General features: G+C 70.4%; 19 protein-coding genes and 2 tRNA genes. 8 read left to right on the top strand and 13 right to left on the bottom strand.

Features of this window, described 5'->3' with window-relative positions; all coding sequences use genetic code 11:
- Positions 1-71: 71 nt before the first annotated feature.
- Complete coding sequence (locus ASE01_RS03615; RefSeq protein WP_200958750.1) at positions 72-1,841, top strand: biotin carboxylase N-terminal domain-containing protein; 1,770 nt, start codon at positions 72-74, stop codon at positions 1,839-1,841.
- 81 nt (positions 1,842-1,922) lie between these two features.
- On the opposite strand, the gene ASE01_RS03610 is transcribed toward ASE01_RS03615, so the two are convergent.
- A complete protein-coding gene (locus tag ASE01_RS03610) occupies positions 1,923-3,056 on the bottom strand; it encodes a GGDEF domain-containing protein (protein WP_056748667.1) in 1,134 nt (377 codons plus the stop codon).
- A gap of 162 nt (positions 3,057-3,218) precedes the next feature.
- On the opposite strand from ASE01_RS03610, the gene ASE01_RS03605 reads away from it, so the two are divergent.
- The 3 genes from ASE01_RS03605 to ASE01_RS03595 are packed head-to-tail and all read left to right on the top strand — an operon-like array spanning position 3,219 to position 5,571.
- Positions 3,219-3,701, top strand: coding sequence for a PH domain-containing protein (locus ASE01_RS03605; protein ID WP_056748666.1), 483 nt, complete (start codon positions 3,219-3,221; stop codon positions 3,699-3,701).
- The gene (locus ASE01_RS03600; RefSeq protein WP_157537069.1) at positions 3,698-5,158 is read left to right on the top strand and encodes a PH domain-containing protein; all 1,461 of its coding nucleotides are present in this window, start codon (positions 3,698-3,700) and stop codon (positions 5,156-5,158) included. Before ASE01_RS03605 ends, ASE01_RS03600 begins: the two co-directional genes overlap by 4 nt.
- Positions 5,155-5,571: a type II toxin-antitoxin system PemK/MazF family toxin gene (locus ASE01_RS03595; protein WP_056748664.1), complete on the top strand. Its 417-nt coding sequence runs from the start codon at positions 5,155-5,157 to the stop codon at positions 5,569-5,571. Before ASE01_RS03600 ends, ASE01_RS03595 begins: the two co-directional genes overlap by 4 nt.
- Here the strand turns inward: ASE01_RS03595 and ASE01_RS03590 are convergent.
- The gene (locus ASE01_RS03590) at positions 5,561-6,466 is read right to left on the bottom strand and encodes an AurF N-oxygenase family protein (protein WP_056748663.1); all 906 of its coding nucleotides are present in this window, start codon (positions 6,464-6,466) and stop codon (positions 5,561-5,563) included. The two genes, ASE01_RS03595 and ASE01_RS03590, sit on opposite strands and share 11 nt — an antisense overlap.
- A gap of 60 nt (positions 6,467-6,526) precedes the next feature.
- On the opposite strand from ASE01_RS03590, the gene ASE01_RS03585 reads away from it, so the two are divergent.
- From ASE01_RS03585 to ASE01_RS03575, 3 genes are all read left to right on the top strand, one after another.
- Positions 6,527-7,216, top strand: coding sequence for a TetR/AcrR family transcriptional regulator (locus ASE01_RS03585; RefSeq protein WP_056748662.1), 690 nt, complete (start codon positions 6,527-6,529; stop codon positions 7,214-7,216).
- Complete coding sequence (locus tag ASE01_RS03580) at positions 7,213-7,494, top strand: DUF4873 domain-containing protein (RefSeq protein ID WP_056748661.1); 282 nt, start codon at positions 7,213-7,215, stop codon at positions 7,492-7,494. The genes ASE01_RS03585 and ASE01_RS03580 overlap by 4 nt, the downstream gene beginning before the upstream one ends.
- A gap of 270 nt (positions 7,495-7,764) precedes the next feature.
- On the top strand, positions 7,765-8,901 hold the full coding sequence (locus ASE01_RS03575; protein WP_056748660.1) for a benzoate/H(+) symporter BenE family transporter: 1,137 nt from the start codon (positions 7,765-7,767) through the stop codon (positions 8,899-8,901).
- A gap of 28 nt (positions 8,902-8,929) precedes the next feature.
- Here ASE01_RS03575 and ASE01_RS25390 read toward each other — a convergent pair whose 3' ends face one another.
- Positions 8,930-10,126: a calcium-binding protein gene (locus ASE01_RS25390; RefSeq protein ID WP_056748659.1), complete on the bottom strand. Its 1,197-nt coding sequence runs from the start codon at positions 10,124-10,126 to the stop codon at positions 8,930-8,932.
- Between the two features lie 48 nt (positions 10,127-10,174).
- Positions 10,175-11,359, bottom strand: a complete 1,185-nt coding sequence (locus tag ASE01_RS03565; protein WP_056748658.1) for a SpoIID/LytB domain-containing protein — start codon at positions 11,357-11,359, stop codon at positions 10,175-10,177.
- A 59-nt stretch (positions 11,360-11,418) separates the two neighbouring features.
- On the opposite strand from ASE01_RS03565, the gene valS reads away from it, so the two are divergent.
- The gene (gene valS, locus ASE01_RS03560; RefSeq protein ID WP_056748657.1) at positions 11,419-14,028 is read left to right on the top strand and encodes a valine--tRNA ligase; all 2,610 of its coding nucleotides are present in this window, start codon (positions 11,419-11,421) and stop codon (positions 14,026-14,028) included.
- 283 nt (positions 14,029-14,311) lie between these two features.
- On the opposite strand, the gene ASE01_RS03555 is transcribed toward valS, so the two are convergent.
- The 9 genes from ASE01_RS03555 to ASE01_RS03515 all read right to left on the bottom strand — a co-directional run bounded on the left by ASE01_RS03555 (position 14,312) and on the right by ASE01_RS03515 (position 21,631).
- Complete coding sequence (locus ASE01_RS03555) at positions 14,312-15,265, bottom strand: type IV toxin-antitoxin system AbiEi family antitoxin domain-containing protein (protein ID WP_056748656.1); 954 nt, start codon at positions 15,263-15,265, stop codon at positions 14,312-14,314.
- A 256-nt stretch (positions 15,266-15,521) separates the two neighbouring features.
- Positions 15,522-16,817: an ATP-dependent Clp protease ATP-binding subunit ClpX gene (gene clpX, locus ASE01_RS03550; protein WP_056748655.1), complete on the bottom strand. Its 1,296-nt coding sequence runs from the start codon at positions 16,815-16,817 to the stop codon at positions 15,522-15,524.
- Positions 16,818-16,919: 102 nt separating this feature from the next.
- A complete protein-coding gene (locus ASE01_RS03545) occupies positions 16,920-17,528 on the bottom strand; it encodes an ATP-dependent Clp protease proteolytic subunit (RefSeq protein WP_056748654.1) in 609 nt (202 codons plus the stop codon).
- A gap of 2 nt (positions 17,529-17,530) precedes the next feature.
- Positions 17,531-18,136, bottom strand: a complete 606-nt coding sequence (locus tag ASE01_RS03540) for an ATP-dependent Clp protease proteolytic subunit (RefSeq protein WP_056748653.1) — start codon at positions 18,134-18,136, stop codon at positions 17,531-17,533.
- Between the two features lie 141 nt (positions 18,137-18,277).
- On the bottom strand, positions 18,278-18,625 hold the full coding sequence (locus ASE01_RS03535) for a hypothetical protein (RefSeq protein ID WP_056748652.1): 348 nt from the start codon (positions 18,623-18,625) through the stop codon (positions 18,278-18,280).
- Positions 18,626-18,698: 73 nt separating this feature from the next.
- Positions 18,699-19,892, bottom strand: coding sequence for an esterase/lipase family protein (locus ASE01_RS03530; protein WP_056748651.1), 1,194 nt, complete (start codon positions 19,890-19,892; stop codon positions 18,699-18,701).
- A 62-nt stretch (positions 19,893-19,954) separates the two neighbouring features.
- Positions 19,955-21,370: a trigger factor gene (gene tig, locus ASE01_RS03525; RefSeq protein ID WP_056748650.1), complete on the bottom strand. Its 1,416-nt coding sequence runs from the start codon at positions 21,368-21,370 to the stop codon at positions 19,955-19,957.
- A 71-nt stretch (positions 21,371-21,441) separates the two neighbouring features.
- A tRNA-Pro gene (locus tag ASE01_RS03520) sits at positions 21,442-21,514 on the bottom strand.
- Positions 21,515-21,560: 46 nt separating this feature from the next.
- A tRNA-Gly gene (locus tag ASE01_RS03515) sits at positions 21,561-21,631 on the bottom strand.
- Between the last annotated feature and the right edge of the window lie 10 nt (positions 21,632-21,641).

Below are 21,641 nucleotides of genomic sequence, written 5' to 3'. Positions count from 1 at the left end.
TCCGTCGTTGGCGTGCGATCCATCGCCCCCATCGCTCGACAGGAGTAACCGTGACCCAGTCCGTGCAGCCGCTGCGCAAGGTCCTCATCGCCAACCGTGGAGAGATCGCCGTCCGTGTGATCCGTGCCGCGAAGGATGCCGGCATCGGCAGCGTCGCGATCTACGCCGAGCCCGACGCCGACGCACTCTTCGTACGTCTGGCCGACGAGGCCCACTCGCTCAACGGATCCACTCCGGGCGACTCCTACCTGGTGATCGAGAAGATCATCGACATCGCGAAGAAGTCCGGCGCCGACTCGGTGCACCCGGGCTACGGCTTCCTCGCCGAGAACGCCCAGTTCGCCCAGGCCGTCATCGACGCCGGGCTGATCTGGATCGGCCCCTCCCCCGAGGCCATCGAGGGCCTCGGCGACAAGGCCAAGGCCAAGCAGATCGCCCTCGCGGCCGGCGCGCCGCTGGCCCCCGGCCTCAAGGACGCGGTCAAGGACGCCGACGAGATCGTCGGCTTCGCCAAGGAGCACGGCCTCCCGGTCGCCATCAAGGCGGTCTTCGGCGGCGGTGGCCGTGGCCTCAAGGTCGCGCGCACCCTCGAGGAGATCCCCGAGCTGTACGAGTCGGCCGTCCGCGAGGCCGTGTCGGCCTTCGGCCGCGGCGAGTGCCTCGTCGAGAAGTTCCTCGACAAGCCGCGCCACGTCGAGACCCAGTGCCTGGCCGACAAGTTCGGCAACGTCGTGGTGATCTCCACCCGCGACTGCTCGCTGCAGCGCCGGCACCAGAAGCTCGTCGAGGAGGCGCCCGCGCCGTTCCTCACCGAGGACCAGAACAAGCGCCTGTACGAGTCGTCCAAGGCGATCCTGCGCGAGGCCAAGTACGTCGGCGCGGGCACCTGCGAGTTCCTCGTCGCCGCCGACGGCACCATCTCCTTCCTCGAGGTCAACACCCGCCTCCAGGTCGAGCACTGCGTGTCCGAGGAGGTCACCGGCATCGACCTGGTCCGCGAGATGTTCCGCATCGCGGCCGGCGAGGAGCTGGGCTACGACGACCCCGAGATCCGCGGCCACTCGATCGAGTACCGGATCAACGCCGAGGACGGCGGCAACAACTTCATGCCCGCGCCCGGCACGCTCACCGCGTGGAACCCGCCGCAGGGTCCCGGTGTCCGCGTCGACGGCGGCTACGAGAAGGGCGAGACCGTCCCCGGGGCGTTCGACTCCCTCGTCGCCAAGTTGATCGTCACCGGCCGCGACCGGACCCAGGCGATCGAGCGTTCGCGGCGCGCGCTCTCCGAGTTCGAGGTCGACGGCATGCCGACCGCGATCACCTTCCACGAGGTCATCACCCGCGACCCGGCCTGGGTGGCGGCGTCCAACCCGACCGGCGAGGGCTCCTTCGACGTCTACACGACGTGGATCGAGACCGACTTCGACAACAAGATCGAGCCCTACCAGGGCACCGCCGGCGAGGCGGACGAGCCGACCGAGAAGCAGAGGGTCGTCGTCGAGGTCGGCGGCAAGCGCGTCGAGGTCGTCCTGCCCGCAGGCCTCGGTGGCCTGTCGGTCGGCGGCGGCGCTGCCGCGAAGAAGCCGAAGCGGGCCGGCGGCAAGAAGGCCGGCGCCGCGGCGTCCGGTGACTCCGTCGCCTCCCCGATGCAGGGCACCATCGTCAAGGTCGCCGTCGAGGAGGGCCAGCAGGTCGCCGAGGGCGACGTCGTCGTCGTCCTGGAGGCGATGAAGATGGAGCAGCCGCTGAAGGCCCACAAGGCCGGCACCGTCACCGGCCTCACCGCCGAGGTCGGCGCCACGGTCGGCAACGGCGAGGTCATCTGCGAACTCAAGGACTGAGCTCCCCACCACGGCACGATGCCGCCGCGACCTCTGGTCGCGGCGGCATCGTCGTTCTCGGGGGCTGTCCGGCGCCCGGCGTCACCGCGCGATGCGCGCCCGACCGCCGGCCTTCGCCCGGTAGAGGGCGGCGTCGGCTCGCGCGATGAGGTCATCGACGTCCTCGCCCGGTCCCCCGCCGACCGCGATGCCGAAGCTGACCGTCGGCAGGGGCTCCCCGCCGCCGTACTCCCGTCCGATCGCGGCCGCGACCTCCTCGGGATCCTCCGCCGGGGTGAGCAGCACGAACTCGTCGCCCCCCAGCCGACCGGCCAGTCCGCGAGCACCGACGACTGCCTCGCACGCCTCGGCGAAGGCGCTCAACGCACGGTCGCCGGCCGCGTGGCCCGCCGAGTCGTTGAGGCTCTTGAACCGGTCGAGGTCCGCCACCAGCACCGCGACGCCCGCCCCGGCCCGGCTGCGGTCGATCTCGCGCTGGGCCGCACGACAGAACTCGGCGCGGTTGAGCAGCCCGGTGAGCGGGTCCCGGGTCGCGCGGACCCGCAGCTCGGTCGTCTGCTGGGCGTGGCCGAGGGTGGCCATGCTGAAGGTCACCACCACCAGCAGGACCAGGGTCAGCAGGGTGGTCGGCGGCGGCCCGAAGCCGCGGACGAACAGGTCGCTGCCGGGACCCGCCATCACGAACACCAGGGCGCGCGCGAGGTAGAAGGCCGCGATCGTCCCCGAGGTGATCGCCATCGCCCTGATGGCGAAGTCGACCGACTCCTGGGCGAGGTCCGGGATGCGTCCGGCGAGGTGGCAGCACAGCTCCCACGAGGACAGGCCGATGAGCAAGGCCATGGCGGCCAGGTAGATCGCCCCGCCCGACCACACGTCGTTCGCCGGGTCGTCGAGCAGCGCTGCCGCGAGGACGACGGCCGGGGCGATCGCCAGCTGCCAGGTCGGCATCGCCCGGCCGCGCAGGGAGGCGGCGGCCGCCCAGACACCACCCGCCCCACTCACGCCGATGGCGTTGCCCAGCGGGTTGGCGACCACCTGGAGCGGGGTGCCGTTGAAGAGGTAGAGCAGCGCACCACCCACGAAGCAGGCGAGCGAGACGCACCACCAGCCGCTGTAGGCCGACCGGGTCGAGCGGTAGGTCGCGACGTAGAAGAGCACGAGCACGCAGGACGCGATCAGCCCGAAGGCGACGCGCAACGTGAAGGTGTCCAGCACCCCGTCAGGCTAGGCACAAACACCGATCGGGACCCCACCAACGGCCCACCTCTGACCGGACTTCGTCCGCCGGGTGGTCCCGCCTAGTCATCCCGGACTGCACCGCTCGCACGATGACAGGGACGATGGTCCCGGCCTGTGCGCTCCCCGTAGGCTCGGCGCGTGAACCAGCTGCGTGACCCCGCCCATCGAGTCAGCCCCCGGGCCCGGACGATGTGGCAGCTCGAGATCGGACTCGAGGCGGCCGCCGTGGCCGTGGGGGCCAGCATCGCGGCCGTCGTCTGGGTGGCGGACCCGTGGCGGTGGCTGCTGGCCGGCGGCGCGATCCTGGCCTGCGTGACGGTCGCGGTCGTCGTACCCGTGTGGCGCTACCGGGTGCACCGGTGGGAGGTCTCCGCCACCGCGGTCTACACCCAGCGCGGCTGGTGGGCGCGGGAACGACGGATCGCCCCGATGTCGCGGGTGCAGACCGTCGACTTCGCCCAGGGCGTGCTGGCGCGCGTGTTCGGGCTCGCGACGGTCACCGTGACGACGGCCTCCGCTGCCGGACCGCTGCAGATCGAGGGCCTGGACCGCACCACCGCCCTCGCCCTGGTCGATGAGCTCACCCGCAAGGCCGACCTGGTCGAGGGCGACGCCACGTGACGCCCTGGCAGCGCCTGGACCCGCGGATGCTGCTGGTCCACCCGATCACCGAGCTGGTGAAGTTCCTCCCCGTGCTGATCGGTCTGCTCATCGCCGGCGGCGCGTCCGGCACCGGCCCGTGGGCCCTGCTCGGCGTCGGCCTGCCCGTCGGCCTCGGTGTCGTGCGCTACCTCACGACGACCTACCGGGTGAGCGAGGCGCGGGTCGAGCTCAAGCGCGGCCTGCTCCAGCGCCACACCCTCTCGACCCCGCTGGACCGGGTCCGCACCGTCGACCTCTCCGCCTCCCTGATCCACCGGCTCCTGGGGCTGGCCACGGTCGTGATCGGCACCGGAAGCGTGGCGACCGACTCCGACGAACGCCTCGAGCTCGACGCCCTGCCCCGGGAACACGCCACCGCACTGCGCGAGCACCTGCTGCAGCGGCGCGGCGGTGCGACCGACCCTGCGGCCGTGGGCGGGAATCCCGAGGTCGTCGTCGTGACGTTCACCCCGCGCTGGCTCTGGTACGCCCCCTTCAGCGGCGCGGTGCTGGTCGCTGCCGGCGCCGTGGCCGCAGCCGCTGGCCAGCTCGCCGAGTTCGTCGACATCCGGATCACCGAGGACGACATCGCCGGCATCGGCCCGGGCTTCGTGCTCGCCGTCGCCGTCGGGGCGCTGGTCCTGGCGGTGGCCCTGGCCCTCGCCGGCTACCTCCTGACCAACGCCGGCTTCGCGCTGTCCCGGCAGGGTGCGGCCTGGCACGTACGACGCGGCCTGCTCACCCGCCGCGAGACGAGCATCGACGTGACGCGTCTCGCCGGCGTCACGATCGGCGAACCGGCGGCCCTCCGCCTGGCCCGCGGGCGCAAGGTCGGTGCGATCGTCACCGGGCTCGGCTCCGACCGCGCCGGATCTGCCGTGCTGCTCCCGCCCGCCCCCGCACGCACCGCGGCCGAGGTCACGCGGGCCGTCCTGGGCACCGCCGCCCCTGCCTCGGGTCCGCTGGTTCGCCACGGCCGCGCAGCCACCACGCGCCGCTTCACCCGTGCCCTGCTCGGGGCCGCCCTCGTCGTCGTACCCGTGGGCGTGGGGCTGGCACTCGGCGGACCCACCTGGCTGGCCGCGATCGCCGCCGCTGCGCTCGTGGTCGCCCTGGCCCTGGCGACCGACCGTGCCCGCAGCCTCGGGCACGCCCACCTCGACGGGTACGTCGTGACGAGGTCGGGCTCGGTGCTGCGGAGCCGCGATGCGCTCGGCTCCGAGCACGTGATCGGCTGGAACCTGCGTGCCACGTGGTTCCAGCGCCGCGCCGGCCTGGTGAGCGTCGCCGCGACGACCGCGGGCGGCAAGGGGCGCGTCGAGGTTGCCGACGTCCCGGTGGAGGCCGCGCTCGTCCTGGCCTCCGCTGCCACCCCCGGACTGGTGGACCAGTTCCTCGACGTGGCCCACGACCGAGCGCGCGAGGTGGTCCGATGAGCGACGACGTTCCCGACGGGACCTGGGCTCCGGTGGCCGACGGTCGTCCCGACCCGGGCGAGGTGGTCTGGGCGTGGGTGCCCTACGAGGACGACCCGCAACAGGGCAAGGACCGGCCGGTCCTCGTCATCGGGATCGTCCGCGAGCCCGCCGGCGACGTCCTGCGCTGCCTGGTGATGACCAGCAAGGACCACGACCGCGACGAGGCCCAGGAGGCCGCGGCGGGCCGGTTCTGGATGGATGTCGGCACCGGCAGCTGGGACCCCCGTGGCCGGCCCAGCGAGGTCCGCCTCAACCGTCTGGTCGAGATCCCCGCCCACGGCGTACGCCGTGAGGGAGCCGCACTCCCGGCCGAGCTCTATGCCGCGGTGATCGCGGCGCGGGCGCCGTTCGCAGGTCCGCTCAGCGGATGAGGAAGGACGCCCGCCAGGTCCGCCGCTGCGAGGCAGCGACCATGCCGTTCTCCTCGAGGAACGGGACGACCTTCTCCCCCATCCAGGCGATCGTCTCGCGGTAGTTCTCGTTGCCGAGCGCCTGTCGGCGGGCCTCCTCGGGGTCGAGCCCCACGGCGGCGTACACGTCGGGGTGGACCAGCGAGCGCATCGTGACGTAGGCGACCTGGGCGGTCAGGGCCTGGTGCCAGGCGAGCCGGGTGCGTTTCATGCCCCGCACCGCCCTGACCAGCTCGTCGCGCGCGAACGTGACGTGGCGCGCCTCCTCGGTCACGTGGATCCGCGAGACCATCCGCATCAGCGGTTGGACGCGCTCGTCGCGGGCGAGCTCACGCTGCCACCGGTCCACGGGCTCCTCGCCGATCAGGATCGAGGCATAGGCGCCGGGGCCGCGCAGGGCGACCGGGCCGAGCCGGCCGATCCGGCGGATGTGGGGACGCGGGCCGTACGCCGGCACCCCCATCGCGTCGATGGCGCGCCCGAACATCACCGTGTGCCGCGTCTCGTCGCCGACCTCGGTGAGCGCGAACTGGGTGCGCGCTGAGGTGGGGTCCGCGACGTAGGCATCACGCAGCAGGAGCTGCATCAGCACGATCTCGAACCAGATCCCGACGCTGGCGATGCTCGCCACCTCGTGGGCGGACAGCGCGATCCGCTGCTCCTCGTCGAGCCGGTCCCACATCTTCGTGCCGTACAACGACATCCGCTCCGGCTGCATCCACCACAGGCCGGGCACCGGCGGCGCGTCCCAGTCGAGGTCGACGTCGGGATCGTAGGACTGGCGGGCCGCCGAGCGCATCAGTCGCGCGGCGAGCGCCTCGGAAGCGACCTCTGCAGTCGGGTCGAGAAGCGTCATCGAGGACCTTCCTGAAACTAGATATGACTGTCAGTAACATCTAACGGTACTCTGCTGTCCATGGCATCGAACGTCAAGGCCGACGGCCGCGCGACCCGCTGGGACGACCACCGGGCCCAGCGCAAGGAGGAGTTCGTCCGGGCAGCGGTGCGTGCGATCGACTCGCTAGGACCTGATGTGTCGGTGTCCGACATCGCCACCGAGGCCGGCGTGAGCAAGCCGGTGCTCTACCGCTACTTCGCCGACAAGGCCGAGTTGCACGCCGCGGTCGGGGCCTGGGGAACGGCCCTGGTCCTCGACCGGGTGATCACGGCGGTCCTGCTCCCGGCACCCACCCGGGACCGGGTGACCGCAGGAGTTGCGGCGTACCTCGACACGATCGCCGAGCACCCCCAGGCCTTCCTGCTGCTGACCCGTCAGCACGCCGGCGGTGACCCGCTTGCCGCGGGCAAGGACCAGATCGCGGCCAAGCTGGCCCGCCTCCTCGGTGACGCCCTGCGCCAGCTCGGCGGCGACGCCGGGGCCGCCGAGCCGTGGGCGCACGCGGTCGTCGGGCTGGGCAGCTCGGTCGGCCAGTGGTGGCTGGAGCGGCGCACGATGTCGCGCGCCGCGGCCGCGGGCTACCTCGGCGACTTCATCTGGCACGCCCTCTCGGGCGCGGCCGCCGAGCACGGCGTCCAGCTCACGGCCCTGGACCCGATGGCCGGGGACGCCACCGTCCGTCCGCTGCGCAAGGGCACCGACGGGTGAGTCGCCACGACCCCCGCGAGGCGTACGACGGCCCGGCGATCGTCCGCACGCCCGACGCGGAGCACGAGGTCGCCGTGACCCTGCGAGGCGCCTTCTCCCCGCTCGACGGACACTTCCACTGGTACGGCCGGGTGAGCGACAGCGGCGCCCTCGCCGCCGTCCGCAGCGGAGCGACGGTCACCGTGCGCACCGAGCACGGCGAGGCCGCTGCCCGGCTCTCCGACAAGGATCCGTGGGGCCGCTTCCGGGTCGCCGGAACGGGCACTCCTCCCTTCTGACACTCCCCCAGCCCCTACGAAGTGCGCGGTTCTCTCCGCCGAAGTGCGGGGTTTTCTCCATCCAGATGCGCGGGTTGCTCCGTCGACGTACGCCGTCTTGCTCGAGCGGTACGACGAAGGACGCACCTCGGCGGAGAAAGGCCCGCACTTCGCAGGAGAAAACGGCGCACTTCGGCGGAGCAACCTACGCACTTCGGCGGAGGAACTGCCACACTTCGTGACGCGCGGAAGGGAGGCGAGGTGTCAGAAGAGAGTTCCCACGGTCCGGTGATGGCTGGTGTCGTCACGGCGGTGGTCGGCTTCAGCAGCTCGTTCGTCGTCGTCCTCGCGGGGCTGACCGCTGTCGGTGCGTCCCCCAGCCAGGCGGCCTCCGGGCTGCTGGTCCTCCTGGTGACCCAGGCCCTCGGCATGCTCTGGCTCTCCGTGCGGCACCGGACTCCCCTGATCCTGGCGTGGTCGACACCGGGCGCCGCCCTGCTCGCATCGACCGCCGGCGTCGCCGGTGGGTGGAGTGCCGCCGTCGGCGCGTTCATCGTCACGGGCGTGCTGATCGTGCTGACCGCCCTCGTTCCCCGGCTCGGCGACCTCGTGGCGGCCATCCCGCAGAGCCTGGCGCGCGCGATGCTCGCCGGCGTGCTGCTCCCGTTGTGCCTGGCGCCGGTCACGGCACTGGTCGACGCGCCCCTGGTGATCGCACCGGTCATCGTGACCTGGCTGGTGCTGCTCCGCCTGGCTCCACGGTGGGCGGTGCCCGCCGCCCTCGCCGTGGCGCTCGGGACGGTCCTTGCCACGGCGCACGTCGACACCGGTGCCCTCGCGCCGAGCCTGACCTGGACGACCCCCCACTGGACGGTCTCGGCCCTGGTGGGCGTGGCCCTTCCCCTGTACGTCGTCACGATGGCCTCGCAGAACGTGCCGGGCGTCGCGGTGACCCGCAGCTTCGGCTACCAGGTGCCGTGGCGCGAATCCCTCGCCGTGACCGGCATCGGCACGATCGTCGGGGCCCCCGCAGGCGGGCACGCGATCAACCTGGCCGCGATCAGCGCGGCCCTGGCGGCCGGTCCGGCCGCGGGCCCTGACCGCTCACGGCGGTGGATCGCAGCGGTCTCCGCCTCGATCACCTACCTGGTACTGGCGGTGGCCAGCTCCGCACTGGCAGCCATGGTGGCTGCCGCCGAGGACGGCCTGATGCAGGCGGCCGCCGGCCTCGCCCTGCTCGGCACCCTGGGTGCGTCACTGGCTGAAGCCCTGGCCGATCCGGTGGAGCGCGAGGCAGCCGCCGCCACGCTCGTCGTGGCCGCCTCCGGCGTCACCGTGCTCGGCATCGGTGCCGCGTTCTGGGCACTGGTCGTGGGGCTGGTCTGCCGGGCGGTCCTGCACCGTCCCGCGGCGGCCCAGTCCCCCTGAGCCAGTCCCCCTGAGCCAGTCCCCTGACTCAGCGCCTGCCGCCGATCTCGCAACCGCGCCGGACCTCGGCCCCGCAGATGTCGGCGCCGCTGCCGCCGTTGGCGTAGTCACGTCCGGTGCCACCGTCGAGGATGTCGGTCCCGGCCAGCCCGTAGAGCTGGTCGCGGCCGGCGCCACCGTTGAGCAGGTCGTTGAAGCGGGACCCGTAGATGATGTCGTTGTAGCTCGAGCCATAGGCGAGGTTGATCGATCGGAGCTCGATCAGCCCGACCCGGTCCCAGCGCGCCTCGCCGCGGCCCAGGTTGATCCGGGCCCGGCGATCGAAGCCGTGGAAGCTCACCTGGTCGTCGCCCGCGCCACCACTGGCATAGGGACGGGCGTGACGGGTGCGCACGGTGAACGTGTCGTCCCCGGCCTCACCGAAGGCAGTGGTCTTGCCGGCGCCCAGACGGAAGAAGTCGTTGTCCGCTCCGCCGTACGCACGGGCGTCGGTCGAGAGCTGGAGCACGTCGGTCCCGGCCCCGCCGCGCGCGATGCCGCGCTTCACGACCAGCAGGTCCGCACCGTCGCCGCCGTCGGCCGTCCCGCCGTCGGACTCGAGGGTGTCGTTGCCGCCATTGCCCGTGATGGTGTCGGCGCCGGCGACGCCCACGAAGTGATCCGGGCCGGGGCCGCCAGTCATGACGTCCGCGTCGGCCGTGCCCTGCACGGTCTCGACCTGGACATAGACGTCGTGCCCCTGTCCGTCGATGACACCCGCAGCACCGTCGACCGTGATCGGGTGCAGCGCACTGCGGTAGCTCACGACGTCCTTGTCACGGCCGCCGTTGAAACGATCGTCGCCGTCCTCGCCCGACATGGCGTCGGCGCCCGTGCTGCCGAGGAGGTAGTCGTTGTCCGGGCCGCCGGCGATCCGGTCGTCGCCACTGCCGCCGTTGATCGTGTCGTTGCCGTAGCCACCCGTGATGGTGTCGCGGCCCCCCTCACCGCAGATGACGTCGTTGCCGGCCCGACCCTGGAATCGGTCGTTGCCCGCCCCCAGCGCCACGACGTCCGGACCGAGGGTTCCGGTCAGGTCGTCGGCGCCCGAGGTGCCCACGATCGTGGCGGTCAGACCACGACAGGTGGCCGGGGCGGCCGCATCAGCAGGCGTCACCGACGCTGCCACGAGACCGACGACGACCAAGGGTGCCCCGCCCAGCAGGGTCAGCAACTTCTCACGCATAACCGATACCTGTCATGGACCTCATGGTCCGTTACATCGATGACGATTTCAGTTGAAACGGAAAAGGGTGGAGCGCAGGCCGAGGGCCGAGCGGAAGGCGCTTCCGGTGACGTCGATGGTGGTCGTCGTACCAGCGATCCGCACGACCGTGGCCCGCCCGCCGTGGGCCCCGTTGCCGTCCCGTTGGCGCACCTGCACCGCGCGAACGGCGCCGACCTTGGGCCACGCGGCACGGATCTCGGCGGCGGTGACGGTGTCGGTCCACGTGCGCACCGGGTCGTAGGAGTCGGCGCGGGCCCGCAGGTAGGGCCGCGAACCGGCAACGGTCCAGCCGCCGTTGCTGGAGGAGAACTGGGTGAAGGCGGCCTCGCCCTCGTGCGTGCGGATCTCGCCGCGGGTGGCCAGGATCGCGTCGTTGGTGGTCCTCGCCTCCACCCCGGCTCCGCGGTAGACCTGCGAGCGGGTCGTGTCGTAGACGTCGAAGTGCCCGCGATCGGTCGTGTCCCGCTCGTGCACCGCATAGGTCCGTGCCGCGACCGCCTGCGCCCGCAGGGCTGCGGGCCGCCACAGGGCAGGCATCTCGATGGGTACGACGCCACGCAGGTAGACGTCGAGAGCGACGACGTTGACGACGTCACGACCGTCCTCGGAGACGGCCGATCGGAGGTTGCCGCGGTAGACGAGCGATCCCGTCGGCAGGTGCAGGCGCAGCGAGGTGGACACGAACTCCGCCTCCCCCGGGATGTTGCGCACCAGCTGCCAGCTCGTCGTGTAGACCCAGACCCGACTGATGGAGTTGTCGGCCGACGGCGTGATCCGCCACAGCTTCGCGCCGGTCCGGCTCAGCGGCCAGGACGTACCGGCATCCACCGAGCGCACCGAGAGACCGGGGCGCGGCGAGATCACCAGGGCGGTCCGGGTCTCGGCAGTGATCAGCACCCGGACGCTGCCGTTCGCCGTACCGACAGCCGTCCCCGGGTAGTAGAAGTCGAGGATCTGCCGGTGGCTCCGGCCCTTGCCGGCAGCTCCCTGGGCGCCGTACTGGGACATCCCGACACCGTGGCCGTAGCCCGCCCCCTGCAGGGAGTACGACGTCGGCGCGGCAGCAGCCGCGACCTGCGGGCCGGCCGCCGGGGCCGGCGGGACGACCAGGAGTCCTCCGAGAGCAGCCACGAGGACCGCCACGAGGGCAGCGAGGGGTGCGACCAGGGCGGTACGGACCGACGAGCGCATCGTTGGAGAATAGCCCGCGGTTAAAGGCCCGGGGGCCGTGCGAACTAGGATTCAGGACCATGAGCGACAGCCAGCAGACCCCGGACCAGACCAGCGCACCGACTCGCGCACTGGTCGTACCGGACAAGCCGGCCCTCGAGGGGCTCGAGGAGAAGTGGTCCACGCAGTGGAAGGCGGACAACACGTTCGGCTTCGACCGGACGCAGCCGCGCGAGAACGTCTACGCGATCGACACCCCGCCGCCGACCGTGAGCGGGAGCCTGCACGTCGGGCACGTCTTCTCCTACACCCACACCGACCTGATCGCCCGCTTCCAGCGGATGCAGGGCAAGTCCGTCTTCTACCCGATGGGCTGGGACGACAACGGCCTGCCCACCGAGCGACGCGTGCAGAACTACTTCGGCGTCCGTTGCGACCCGTCGCTGCCCTTCGACCCGGACTTCACCCCGCCGGAGAAGCCGGACCCGAAGCGCCAGGTCCCGATCAGCCGACCCAACTTCATCGCCCTGTGCGAGCAGCTGGTCGAGGAGGACGAGAAGGTCTTCGAGACCCTCTGGCGCACCCTCGGCCTCAGTGTCGACTGGAACATCACCTACACGACGATCGGCGCGAAGGCGCAGACCGTCAGCCAGCGCGCCTTCCTGCGCAACCTCGCCCGCAGCGAGGCCTACCTCCAGGAGGCACCCACGCTCTGGGACGTCACGTTCCAGACCGCGGTGGCGCAGGCCGAGCTCGAGGCGCGTGACTACGCCGGCGCCTACCACCGTGTGTCCTTCCACCGTGCCGACGGTTCGCCGGTCTTCATCGAGACGACCCGTCCCGAGCTGATCCCGTCGGCGGTCGCGCTGATCGCGCACCCCGACGACGAGCGCTACCAGGACCTCTTCGGCCAGATGGTCACCTCGCCCGTCTTCGGCGTCGAGATCCCGGTCCTGGCCCACCCGGCCGCCGAGAAGGACAAGGGTGCGGGCATCGCGATGTGCTGCACCTTCGGTGACCTCACCGACGTCACCTGGTGGCGCGAGCTGCAGCTGCCCGTCCGCACGGTCATCGGTCGCGACGGCCGGTTCACCCGGGAGACGCCCGAGTGGCTCTCCTCGGAGACCGCCAGCGCGGCGTACGAGGACCTGATGGGCAAGACCGTCCACTCCTCCCGTGAGGCGATGGTCGCCAAGCTCCGCGAGAGCGGCGACCTCGACGGTGACCCCAAGCCGACCCAGCGGATGGCGAACTTCTACGAGAAGGGCGACAAGCCCCTCGAGATCGTCTCCACCCGCCAGTGGTACATCCGCAACGGCGGCCGCGACGCCGCGGTCCGCGACCGGATGATCGCGCGCGGCGCGGAGATCGAGTGGCTCCCGCCCCACATGAAGCACCGGTACGACAACTGGGTCGGCGGCCTGAACGGCGACTGGCTGATCTCGCGCCAGCGCTTCTTCGGCATCCCGTTCCCGGTCTGGTACCCCCTCGACGCCGAGGGCGAACCTGACTACGCACGGCTGCTCCTTCCCACCGAGGCCGAGCTCCCGATCGACCCCTCGACGCAGGCACCGACCGGCTACACCGAGGACCAGCGCGGCGAGCCCGGCGGGTTCATCGGCGACCCCGACGTCATGGACACCTGGGCGACCTCCTCCCTCACCCCGCACATCGCGGGCGGCTGGGAGTCCGACCCGGATCTCTGGTCGCGGGTCTTCCCGATGGACCTGGCCACCCAGGCCCACGACATCATCCGCACCTGGCTGTTCTCGCGGGTCGTGCGCGCCCACTTCGAGAACGACGCCGCGCCCTGGTCGCACGCGATGATCTCGGGCTTCATCGTCGATCCCGACCGCAAGAAGATGTCCAAGTCGAAGGGCAATGTCGTCGTCCCCGACGAGATCCTCGGCAAGTACGGCGCCGACGCGGTCCGCTGGCGCGCCGCCATCGCCCGCCCCGGCCTGGACTCGCCGTTCGACGAGACCCAGATGAAGGTCGGGCGCCGACTGGCCATGAAGGTCCTCAACGCGTCGAAGTTCGTGCTCGGCAGTGTCGGCGCGACCGAGTTCAGCTCGGCACTGGTCAGCCAGCCCGTCGACACGGCGCTGCTGGGGCGCCTGGCCGGCGTCGTCCGCAGGGCGACCGAGGCCTTCGAGGCCTACGACTACACGACCGCGCTCGAGGTCAGCGAGAAGTTCTTCTGGGAGTTCTGCGACGACTACCTCGAGCTGGTGAAGGAGCGTGCGTACGCCGACAGCGGCGATGCCTCCGACTCCGCCCGGGCCACCCTCGCGTGCGCCCTGCAGGTGCAGCTGCGTCTGCTCGCGCCGTTCCTGCCCTATGTCACCGAAGAGGTCTGGTCCTGGTGGCAGGAGGGCTCGGTCCACCTCGCCGCCTGGCCCACCGTCACCGAGCTCGGCTCCGCGGCGGCCTCCGACGGCACCGTCATCGACGCCGTCTCGGCCGCCCTCGGCGGGATCCGCGGCGCGAAGTCGCAGGCGAAGGTCAACATGAAGACGCCGCTCTCGCGCGTCGAGGTCACCGGCCCCGAGAGGGCTGTGCGCGACGCCGAGGTCGCCACCAGCGACCTGGTCGCCGCCGGCAAGATCTCCGGCGACCTGGTCTTCACGGTCGACGCCGACGCCAACGAGATCACGGTCACCGCCGAGATCGCCGACGACCAGACCTGACACTCGGGCGTCACGGCTTCATCACGGGATGTAGGCGAGTCCGGGTGGCTTCATCACGGGATGTAGCCGAGTCCGGGTGGCTTCATCACGGGATGTAGGCGAGTCCGGGTGGCTTCATCACGGGATGTAGGCGAGTCCGGGTGGCTTCATCACGGGATGTAGCCGAGTCCGCACTTCCCGCGCGGAACTCCGCCACGGAAGCGCCCCTTCGGCTACATCCCGTGATGAAGCGTCAGCAACCGCACCCGGCCGCGCATCACCCCGTGCCGGGATCAGGCCCGCATCAGGCCGCGGAGAAGCGAGTGCGCGGAAGCCACCGGTCGAGCCGGGCTCCGAGGGCAGCGGGATGCTCGTAGTCCCGCCAGGTCAGACGGACCATGGCGAACTGGGTCTCCTCACGCAACAGGTCCTCTCGGATCTTCTCGTCGTGGACCGCGTCTCCCGCGGACTGCCCCGGACGCAGGAGGCGCCCGTACTTCACCTTGCCGTCGAACTCGCCCAGCAGCTTGTGCTCGGGCCAGGCCCAGTCGCATGTCCCGAGCAGATTCCCACGGGCATCGCGAACCTCCCACTGCAATTGTGGCGCGGGGAACCCGAGGAGACGGAACAACCAACGCCCGCGCGACTCCCCCACCGATCCAGAACGTCCGTCCGCCATCCTGACCGGCAGGTGGAGGTGGCGCATGAATGGCCACTGGAGCATCTGCGCGTGGCGCCTCATCAACGCCTGCTCGTCGAACAGCTGTGACCGCAGCCCCGCGTCCAGCAGGCACAGCGCCGTCTCGTTGTCGTGGCGCGACGCCGCCTCGACGACGCAACGATCTGCGACGAGCACCCGGCCGAACGCGGTCTCCATCACATCCTCTGCGACCGAGACGCCCTCGTGGTGGACGACATCACCCTCCACCCGTCCTTGCGCACCGTCGAGGCGCGTGACGTGGACCTTGCTGAGGTCGAGTCCCCACGCATCGATCTCATGGTCGACCACGCCCGACCCGTGACTCAGCGCCACGGCGGGACCGAGCGAACGCTGAACGGCAGCGCACCTCACCCGATGGCGCCTGATCGCGTCGGCCCCCTGCCACTCGTCCGCGAAGACGTAGTAGCCCCGACGAATACGGATCCACACACCGACACGCACCATCTGCGTGATCTGCTTGTCCTGGTAGCCAGCTCCCAGGGCCTCCTGGCGAGTGAAGAAGCCGCACGTGCTCGTGAGAATGCGCAAAGGATCCATGCCTGGATCCTCGGCCGATCAACCGGGGTCAACCACGACCTCAACCGCCACCTGTGGACAACCGATCACGTCCGGGGCGTTGTGGACGGGGAGTGGTCTCGGATCGCCCATCTCCGCAGGTCGGCTTCATCACGGGATGTAGCCGAGTCCGCACTTCCCGCGCGGAACTCCGCCACGGAAGCGCCCTCTCACCTACATACCGTGATGAAGCGTCCGCGCACACCCACCCGCCGTCACCACGACGAAGGGCAGCGGCTCACGCAGACTTCTTCTTCGGCTTGGTCTCGCGGAGGACCAGGGTCGGCGCGACGTCGTTGAGCACGACGTCGCCGTTGACGATGACCTTCTCCACGTCGCCGCGGCTCGGGACGTCGTACATCACGTAGAGCAGGACCTCTTCGATGATCGCGCGCAGCCCACGGGCACCGGTGCCCCGCTCGAGCGCCTTGTCGGCGATCGCGGCGATGGCGTCCTCGGTGAACTCGAGCTCGACACCGTCGATGTCGAAGAGCTTCTTGTACTGCTTGACCAGGGCGTTGCGCGGCTCGGTCAGGATCTGCACGAGGGCAGCCTGGTCGAGGGGGCTGACGCTCGCGATCAGCGGCAGACGGCCGATGAACTCGGGGATCAGGCCGAACTTGGTCAGGTCCTCGGGGCGCACCTGCGCGAGCAGGTCTTCAGCGGCCCGCTCGGCCTGGCCGCGCGGCTCGGCGGTGAAGCCCAGGGACTTCTTGCCGACCCGCTGCTCGATGATGTGCTCGAGACCCGCAAAGGCACCGCCGACGACGAACAGGATGTTCGTGGTGTCGATCTGGATGAACTCCTGGTGCGGGTGCTTGCGACCACCCTGCGGCGGCACCGAGGCGGTGGTGCCCTCGATGATCTTCAGCAGTGCCTGCTGCACGCCCTCACCCGAGACGTCGCGCGTGATCGACGGGTTCTCCGCCTTGCGGGCGACCTTGTCGATCTCGTCGATGTAGATGATGCCGGTCTCGGCCTTCTTGACGTCGTAGTCAGCGGCCTGGATCAGCTTGAGGAGAATGTTCTCGACGTCCTCACCGACGTAGCCGGCCTCGGTCAGCGCCGTGGCGTCGGCGATCGCGAAGGGGACGTTGAGCATCCGGGCGAGCGTCTGCGCGAGGTAGGTCTTGCCACACCCGGTCGGACCGATGACCAGGATGTTGGACTTCGCGACCTCGACGACCTCGTCCTTGGCGTGCTTGCCGCGGGCGTCGGGGCCGACACCGGGCTGCACGCCGGCCTGGACCCGCTTGTAGTGGTTGTAGACCGCGACCGCGAGGGACTTCTTCGCCTGCTCCTGCCCGATGACGTAGGAGTTCAGGAACTCGAAGATCTCCTTGGGCTTGGGGAGCTCGGCCAGGTCGACCTCGGAGCCCTCGGCGAGCTCCTCCTCGATGATCTCGTTGCAGAGATCGATGCACTCGTCACAGATGTAGACACCCGGACCAGCGATGAGCTTCTTGACCTGCTTCTGGCTCTTTCCACAGAACGAGCACTTCAACAGGTCGCCACCGTCACCGATGCGTGCCACGGGTCCTCCTCAGATGTGAACTCCCCGACGGTACTCCCTGCCACGCCCCGACGGGGGCGTGACACGAGGTGTACGTCGAGGAGCTCATCGGGTCCTTCTCGATCAGGCGATTGCGGGGGTGGTCTTCAGCGACTCGAGGATCGAGTCGATCAGGCCGTACTCGATGGCTCCCTGGGCCGTGAGGATCTTGTCGCGCTCGATGTCGCGGCTCACCTCTTCGATCGGCCGGCCCGAGTGATCGCTGATCATCTTCTCGAGGAGCTCGCGCATGCGCAGGATCTCGTTGGCCTGGATCTCCAGGTCGGAGATCTGTCCGCCCTGGCCCTCGGTGTAGGGCTGGTGGATCAGGATCCGGCTGTTGGGCAGCGCCAACCGCTTGCCCTTGGCACCGGCGGCGAGCAGGATCGCCGCGGCCGAGGCCGCCTGACCGATGCACACCGTCTGCACGTCCGGCTTGATGAACTTGATCGTGTCGTAGATCGCCGTCAGCGCGGTGAACGAGCCACCGGGCGAGTTGATGTAGATGCTGATGTCCTGGTCGGGGTTCATCGACTGCAGGCACAGCAGCTGGGCGATGACGGCGTTGGCGACGTCGTCGGAGATCGGCGTGCCGAGGTAGATGATGCGGTCCTCGAAGAGCTTGGTGTAGGGGTCGATCCGGCGCACGCCGTACGAGGTTCGCTCTTCCCACTGGGGAATGTAGTAGTTCATGATCAGTCCTTCTTGTGGGCAGGGCGGCCCTCGGCGGTGGTCTCGCGAGCGTTGGTGATCACCTTGTCGATCAGGCCGTACTCGAGGGCCTGGTGCGGGGTGAACCACCGGTCGCGGTCGGAGTCGGTCTCGATCTCCTCGACGGAGCGGCCGGTGTGGAACGCGATCAGCTCGCCGAGCTGCTTCTTCAGCAGCAGGCTCTGCTGCGCCTGGATCCGGATGTCGGAGGCGGAGCCGCCGATGCCGCCCGAGGGCTGGTGCATCATGATCCGGGCGTGGGGCAGGGCGTAGCGCTTGCCCGCGGTGCCCGCGCACAGCAGGAACTGGCCCATCGAGGCAGCCAGGCCCATGCCGACGGTGGCGACGTCGTTGGGGATGTAGTTCATCGTGTCGTAGATCGCCATGCCGGCGTCCACGGAGCCACCGGGGCTGTTGATGTGCAGGAAGATGTCGGCCTCGGGGTCCTCGGCCGACAGCAGCAGGAGCTGGGCGCAGATCGCGTTGGCGTTCTGGTCGCGGACCTCGGAGCCGAGGAACACGATCCGCTCGCGCAGCAACCGGCTGTAGATGTTGTCGTCGAGGAAGCTGATCCCCGCGCCGCCGTTCATCTCATGGCCGTTCACCGGGCCACCGGGAAGATTCTGAGTCACGCGAGCGACACTAGCCGTCCGCAGAGGCAGAACCACGCGATAACCGCCGCTGTTCGCCGACAGCAGATTTCGGGTCACTCCCGCCGACGGCGCGGCCGATCAGAACCAGGGAACGACGAGCCAGAGGTAGAGCATCGCCGGTCCCGCTGCGACGACCAGCGCGGCGATGGCCAGGCCGAGGCCCGCCGTACGACGGGCGAGGAGCCAGCCCAGGGCGGCGAGGACCACGCCGAGCATCCCCGGCGCCGCGAGCGCGATCGCGAAGACGTAGCCGATCCCGACCAGCGGGTCGTCCGAGGTGTCGACCGAGGTGAGGTACCAGAACACGACGCCGGCAGCGATCTCCAGCAGGCCGACCGCGAGGGCGATGGCGCTGCACACCACCGCGGCGCGGCGGGTCGGGGCGTCAGGAGCAGCAGGGGCGTCGGTCGAGCGCATCTCGGTCATGGCTCCAGCCTCGCGGGCACGGGGCCGCGGGAGGTGAGTAGTGAGGCTCAGCCGTGGTGACCCGATCGGGTGCTCACGAGGCGGCTTCCAGCTCACGGGCGCTCAGCCAGCGCGACAGCGCCTGGTGGACCTCGGGGTGGTTGAGCAGGCCGAAGTGGTTGGTGTGGCTCAGGTGCAGCACGTCGGCACCGGGGAAGAGCGACCTGCCGTGGCGGTCGCGGCCGACCGCGGAGTGCGGGGTGACGAGCAGGTCGCCGATCGCGCGCGCCAGCGGATGCTGGGGCGAGCGGGTCAGGGTGGCCGAGACCAGCCGGTAGCGGGCGTGCGGCAGCGGCGGGACGTCCTCGGCGAGCCCTTCGATGAGGTCGTGGATCCCGGGGGCCTGGCGGTCGATGATTCGGCCGAACGCGGCCACCTCGGGCGCGCGGGCCAGGTTCCGGCTGGCGTGGTCGGCGCCGACTGCGAACCACGAGCCGAGGTGGGGGGTGCCCAGGGTGATGACGTCGCTGACCATCTCGGTCCAGGCAGCAGGCGCGTCGCCACGGGCCACGACGGCGGAGGAGGCCCTCAGCACGAGGCCGCCGAGGGAGTGTCCGACGAGCGCGATCCGGGTGACACCGACCGGCCAGGCATCGACCAGCTGCTGCATCAGCGAGGCCAGGATGACGCCGTTCTCGCGCAACGGGAGGCCGGTGTTGGCCCGCAGGTAGACCGGGGTCCACCCCTGGCCGGCCAGCATCTCGCCGTACGTCGAACCGATCCGGTCGCGGTGGCGGCGCCAGTAGTCCTCGGTCTCGCACAGTCCGTGCAGGAAGACGACGAGCTGGGAGGTCGGTTCGGGGAAGGCCGCGGCCAGCCCGTCGGGGGTCAGCTCGACGTCGCGGCCCCGGTGGCGCACGCCCATCTCGATCGACAGGCGCGGACGCTCGCGGCGCAGCTCCTCGCCGATCAGGCCGTTGACGGCCGAGCTGACGAAGCGGCCGCGCGGTCCCGCCTCCAGCTCTGGCCCGATGCCCACCTCGGCGAGGTGGCCCAGACCGGCCTCGGCCGCGCGCAGGGTCAGTCCCACGGAGCCGTAGACGACCTTCGCGATCCCGCGGTGGAGCGCCTCGGCCGGCCGGGCGGCGGGCCCGGCACCGAGGCGGACCGCGTCGTGGGCGCGCTTCGAGATCGCGGTGTGCGTGTCGCGTGCGGTCGCGAGCAGCAGGTCGTCGGCCACACCCACCGCCAGCGCGAGCGCCTCGACGAGCGCAGGTCCCTTCTTCATGAAAAGCACACTACCCGCTTGAGTGCACGACTGTGCACTCAAGCGGGTAGTTGTCGAGGCACTCAGGCCTCGGTGGTCTCCTCGGCGTCCTCGGGAGCCTCGTCGGCCGACTCCTCGAGCTCGGCCTCAGGGGCTTCGGGCTCGTCCTCACCGATGCTGCCGTCGCCACGGAGGTTCTTCAGCTCCACGACGTTGCCGGACTCGTCCTTGACCTCAGCACCCTCGACGAGGAGCTGGAGTGCCTTGCCGCGGCGGATCTCCTGGACCATGTCGGGCACGTGGTTGTGCTCGAACATGTGGTTCACGAACTCCTGCGGGTCCTGACCGGACTGCTGCGCACGGCGAATCATGTGCTGGGTCAGCTCGCCCTGGTCGACGCCCATCTCTTCCTTGTCGGCGATCTCGTCCAGGATGAACTGGGCGGCGACCGCGTCCCGGACCCGGCGCTCGAGGTCGGCCTCGAACTCCTCCAGGGTCTGGCTCTCGTCCTCGAGGTACTTCTCGAGCGTGACGCCGGACATCTGCAGCTGCTGCTCCAGGTTGGCGCGACGCGCGTTGAGCTCCTCGGTGACCATGGCCTCGGGAAGCGGGATCTCGACCTGCTCCAGCAGCGTCTCGAGCACGGCGTCGCGGGCAGCCGCTGCCTGCTCGAGCCGCTTGCCGCGGGTCAGCCGCTCGCGGACGTCCTCGCGGAGCTCCTCGAGGGTGTCGAACTCGGACGCCTCCTGGGCGAAGTCGTCGTCCAGCTCGGGGAGCTCCTGCTCCTGGACCTGGGTGACCTTGACCTTGACCTCCACGTCCTGGCCGACCAGGTCGCCCGCGACGAGCTGCGTGGTGAAGGTCTTCTCCTCGTCGACGCCGGCGCCGACCAGAGCGGCGTCGAGGCCCTCGATCATGCCGCCGCTGCCGACCTTGTAGGAGAAGCCGGCGATCTCGGCGCCGTCGACGACCTCGCCGTCGTTGGTCGCGACCAGGTCGATGACCACGAAGTCGCCGTCCTGCGCCGCGCGCTCGACGTCGATGAGGGTGCCGAAGCGCTCACGAAGGGCGTCGACCTGCTCGGTCACGTCCTCGTCGCTGACCGCGAGGTCCTCGACGCTGGCCGCAAGCGCGTCGTACGCCGGGAGCTCGATCTCGGGCTTGACGTCCACCTCGGCGGTGAACTCCAGCGCCTCGTTGTCCTCGAACTTGGTGACCTCGATGTCCGGCTGCGCCAGCGGGGTCAGGTTGTTCTCGGTGAGGGCCTCGACGTACGCCTTGGGCAGCATCTCGTTGATGGCCTCGTCCAGGACCACGCCGCGACCGACCTGGCGGTCGATCACCTGCGGCGGGACCTTGCCGCGGCGGAAGCCGGGGACGTTGATCTGCTTTGCGATCTTCTGGTACGCCGCGTCGAGGCTCGGCTTGAGCTCCTCGAAGGGCACCTCGACGGTCAGCTTGGCCCGGGTCGGGCTCAAGGTCTCGACGGCGCTCTTCACAGGTGTTCTCCTACTGGTCAGGTGGGTGGTGCACGGGCCGGGGGCCCGCTGGTGCGATCAGGATGATCGGGTCGGGGCGACAGGACTCGAACCTGCGGTCTCCTGCTCCCAAAGCAGGCGCGCTAGCCACTACGCTACGCCCCGTCGAGCAGCCGGAGCCCACGTCACCATGGGCACAGACCGCACTTCGAGGGGATGACGGGAATCGAACCCGCGTAATCAGTTTGGAAGACTGAGGCTCTACCATTGAGCTACATCCCCGGCTCCTGCC

Origin of the sequence: Nocardioides sp. Root190, from assembly GCF_001428565.1 — a bacterium.
GTDB lineage: Bacteria > Actinomycetota > Actinomycetes > Propionibacteriales > Nocardioidaceae > Nocardioides.
This window is presented reverse-complemented; position numbering and strand designations above follow the sequence as displayed.

Excerpts from the sequence above, each read along its gene's own strand:
- ASE01_RS03595 (WP_056748664.1), top strand. The coding sequence starts at position 5,155 with ATGAGCGACGACGTTCCCGACGGGACCTGGGCTCCGGTGGCCGACGGT.
- ASE01_RS03590 (WP_056748663.1), bottom strand. The coding sequence starts at position 6,466 with ATGACGCTTCTCGACCCGACTGCAGAGGTCGCTTCCGAGGCGCTCGCC.
- ASE01_RS03585 (WP_056748662.1), top strand. The coding sequence starts at position 6,527 with ATGGCATCGAACGTCAAGGCCGACGGCCGCGCGACCCGCTGGGACGAC.
- ASE01_RS03575 (WP_056748660.1), top strand. The coding sequence starts at position 7,765 with ATGGCTGGTGTCGTCACGGCGGTGGTCGGCTTCAGCAGCTCGTTCGTC.
- ASE01_RS25390 (WP_056748659.1), bottom strand. The coding sequence starts at position 10,126 with ATGCGTGAGAAGTTGCTGACCCTGCTGGGCGGGGCACCCTTGGTCGTC.
- ASE01_RS03565 (WP_056748658.1), bottom strand. The coding sequence starts at position 11,359 with ATGCGCTCGTCGGTCCGTACCGCCCTGGTCGCACCCCTCGCTGCCCTC.
- valS (WP_056748657.1), top strand. The coding sequence starts at position 11,419 with ATGAGCGACAGCCAGCAGACCCCGGACCAGACCAGCGCACCGACTCGC.
- ASE01_RS03555 (WP_056748656.1), bottom strand. The coding sequence starts at position 15,265 with ATGGATCCTTTGCGCATTCTCACGAGCACGTGCGGCTTCTTCACTCGC.
- ASE01_RS03545 (WP_056748654.1), bottom strand. The coding sequence starts at position 17,528 with ATGAACTACTACATTCCCCAGTGGGAAGAGCGAACCTCGTACGGCGTG.
- ASE01_RS03540 (WP_056748653.1), bottom strand. The coding sequence starts at position 18,136 with ATGAACGGCGGCGCGGGGATCAGCTTCCTCGACGACAACATCTACAGC.
- ASE01_RS03535 (WP_056748652.1), bottom strand. The coding sequence starts at position 18,625 with ATGACCGAGATGCGCTCGACCGACGCCCCTGCTGCTCCTGACGCCCCG.
- ASE01_RS03530 (WP_056748651.1), bottom strand. The coding sequence starts at position 19,892 with ATGAAGAAGGGACCTGCGCTCGTCGAGGCGCTCGCGCTGGCGGTGGGT.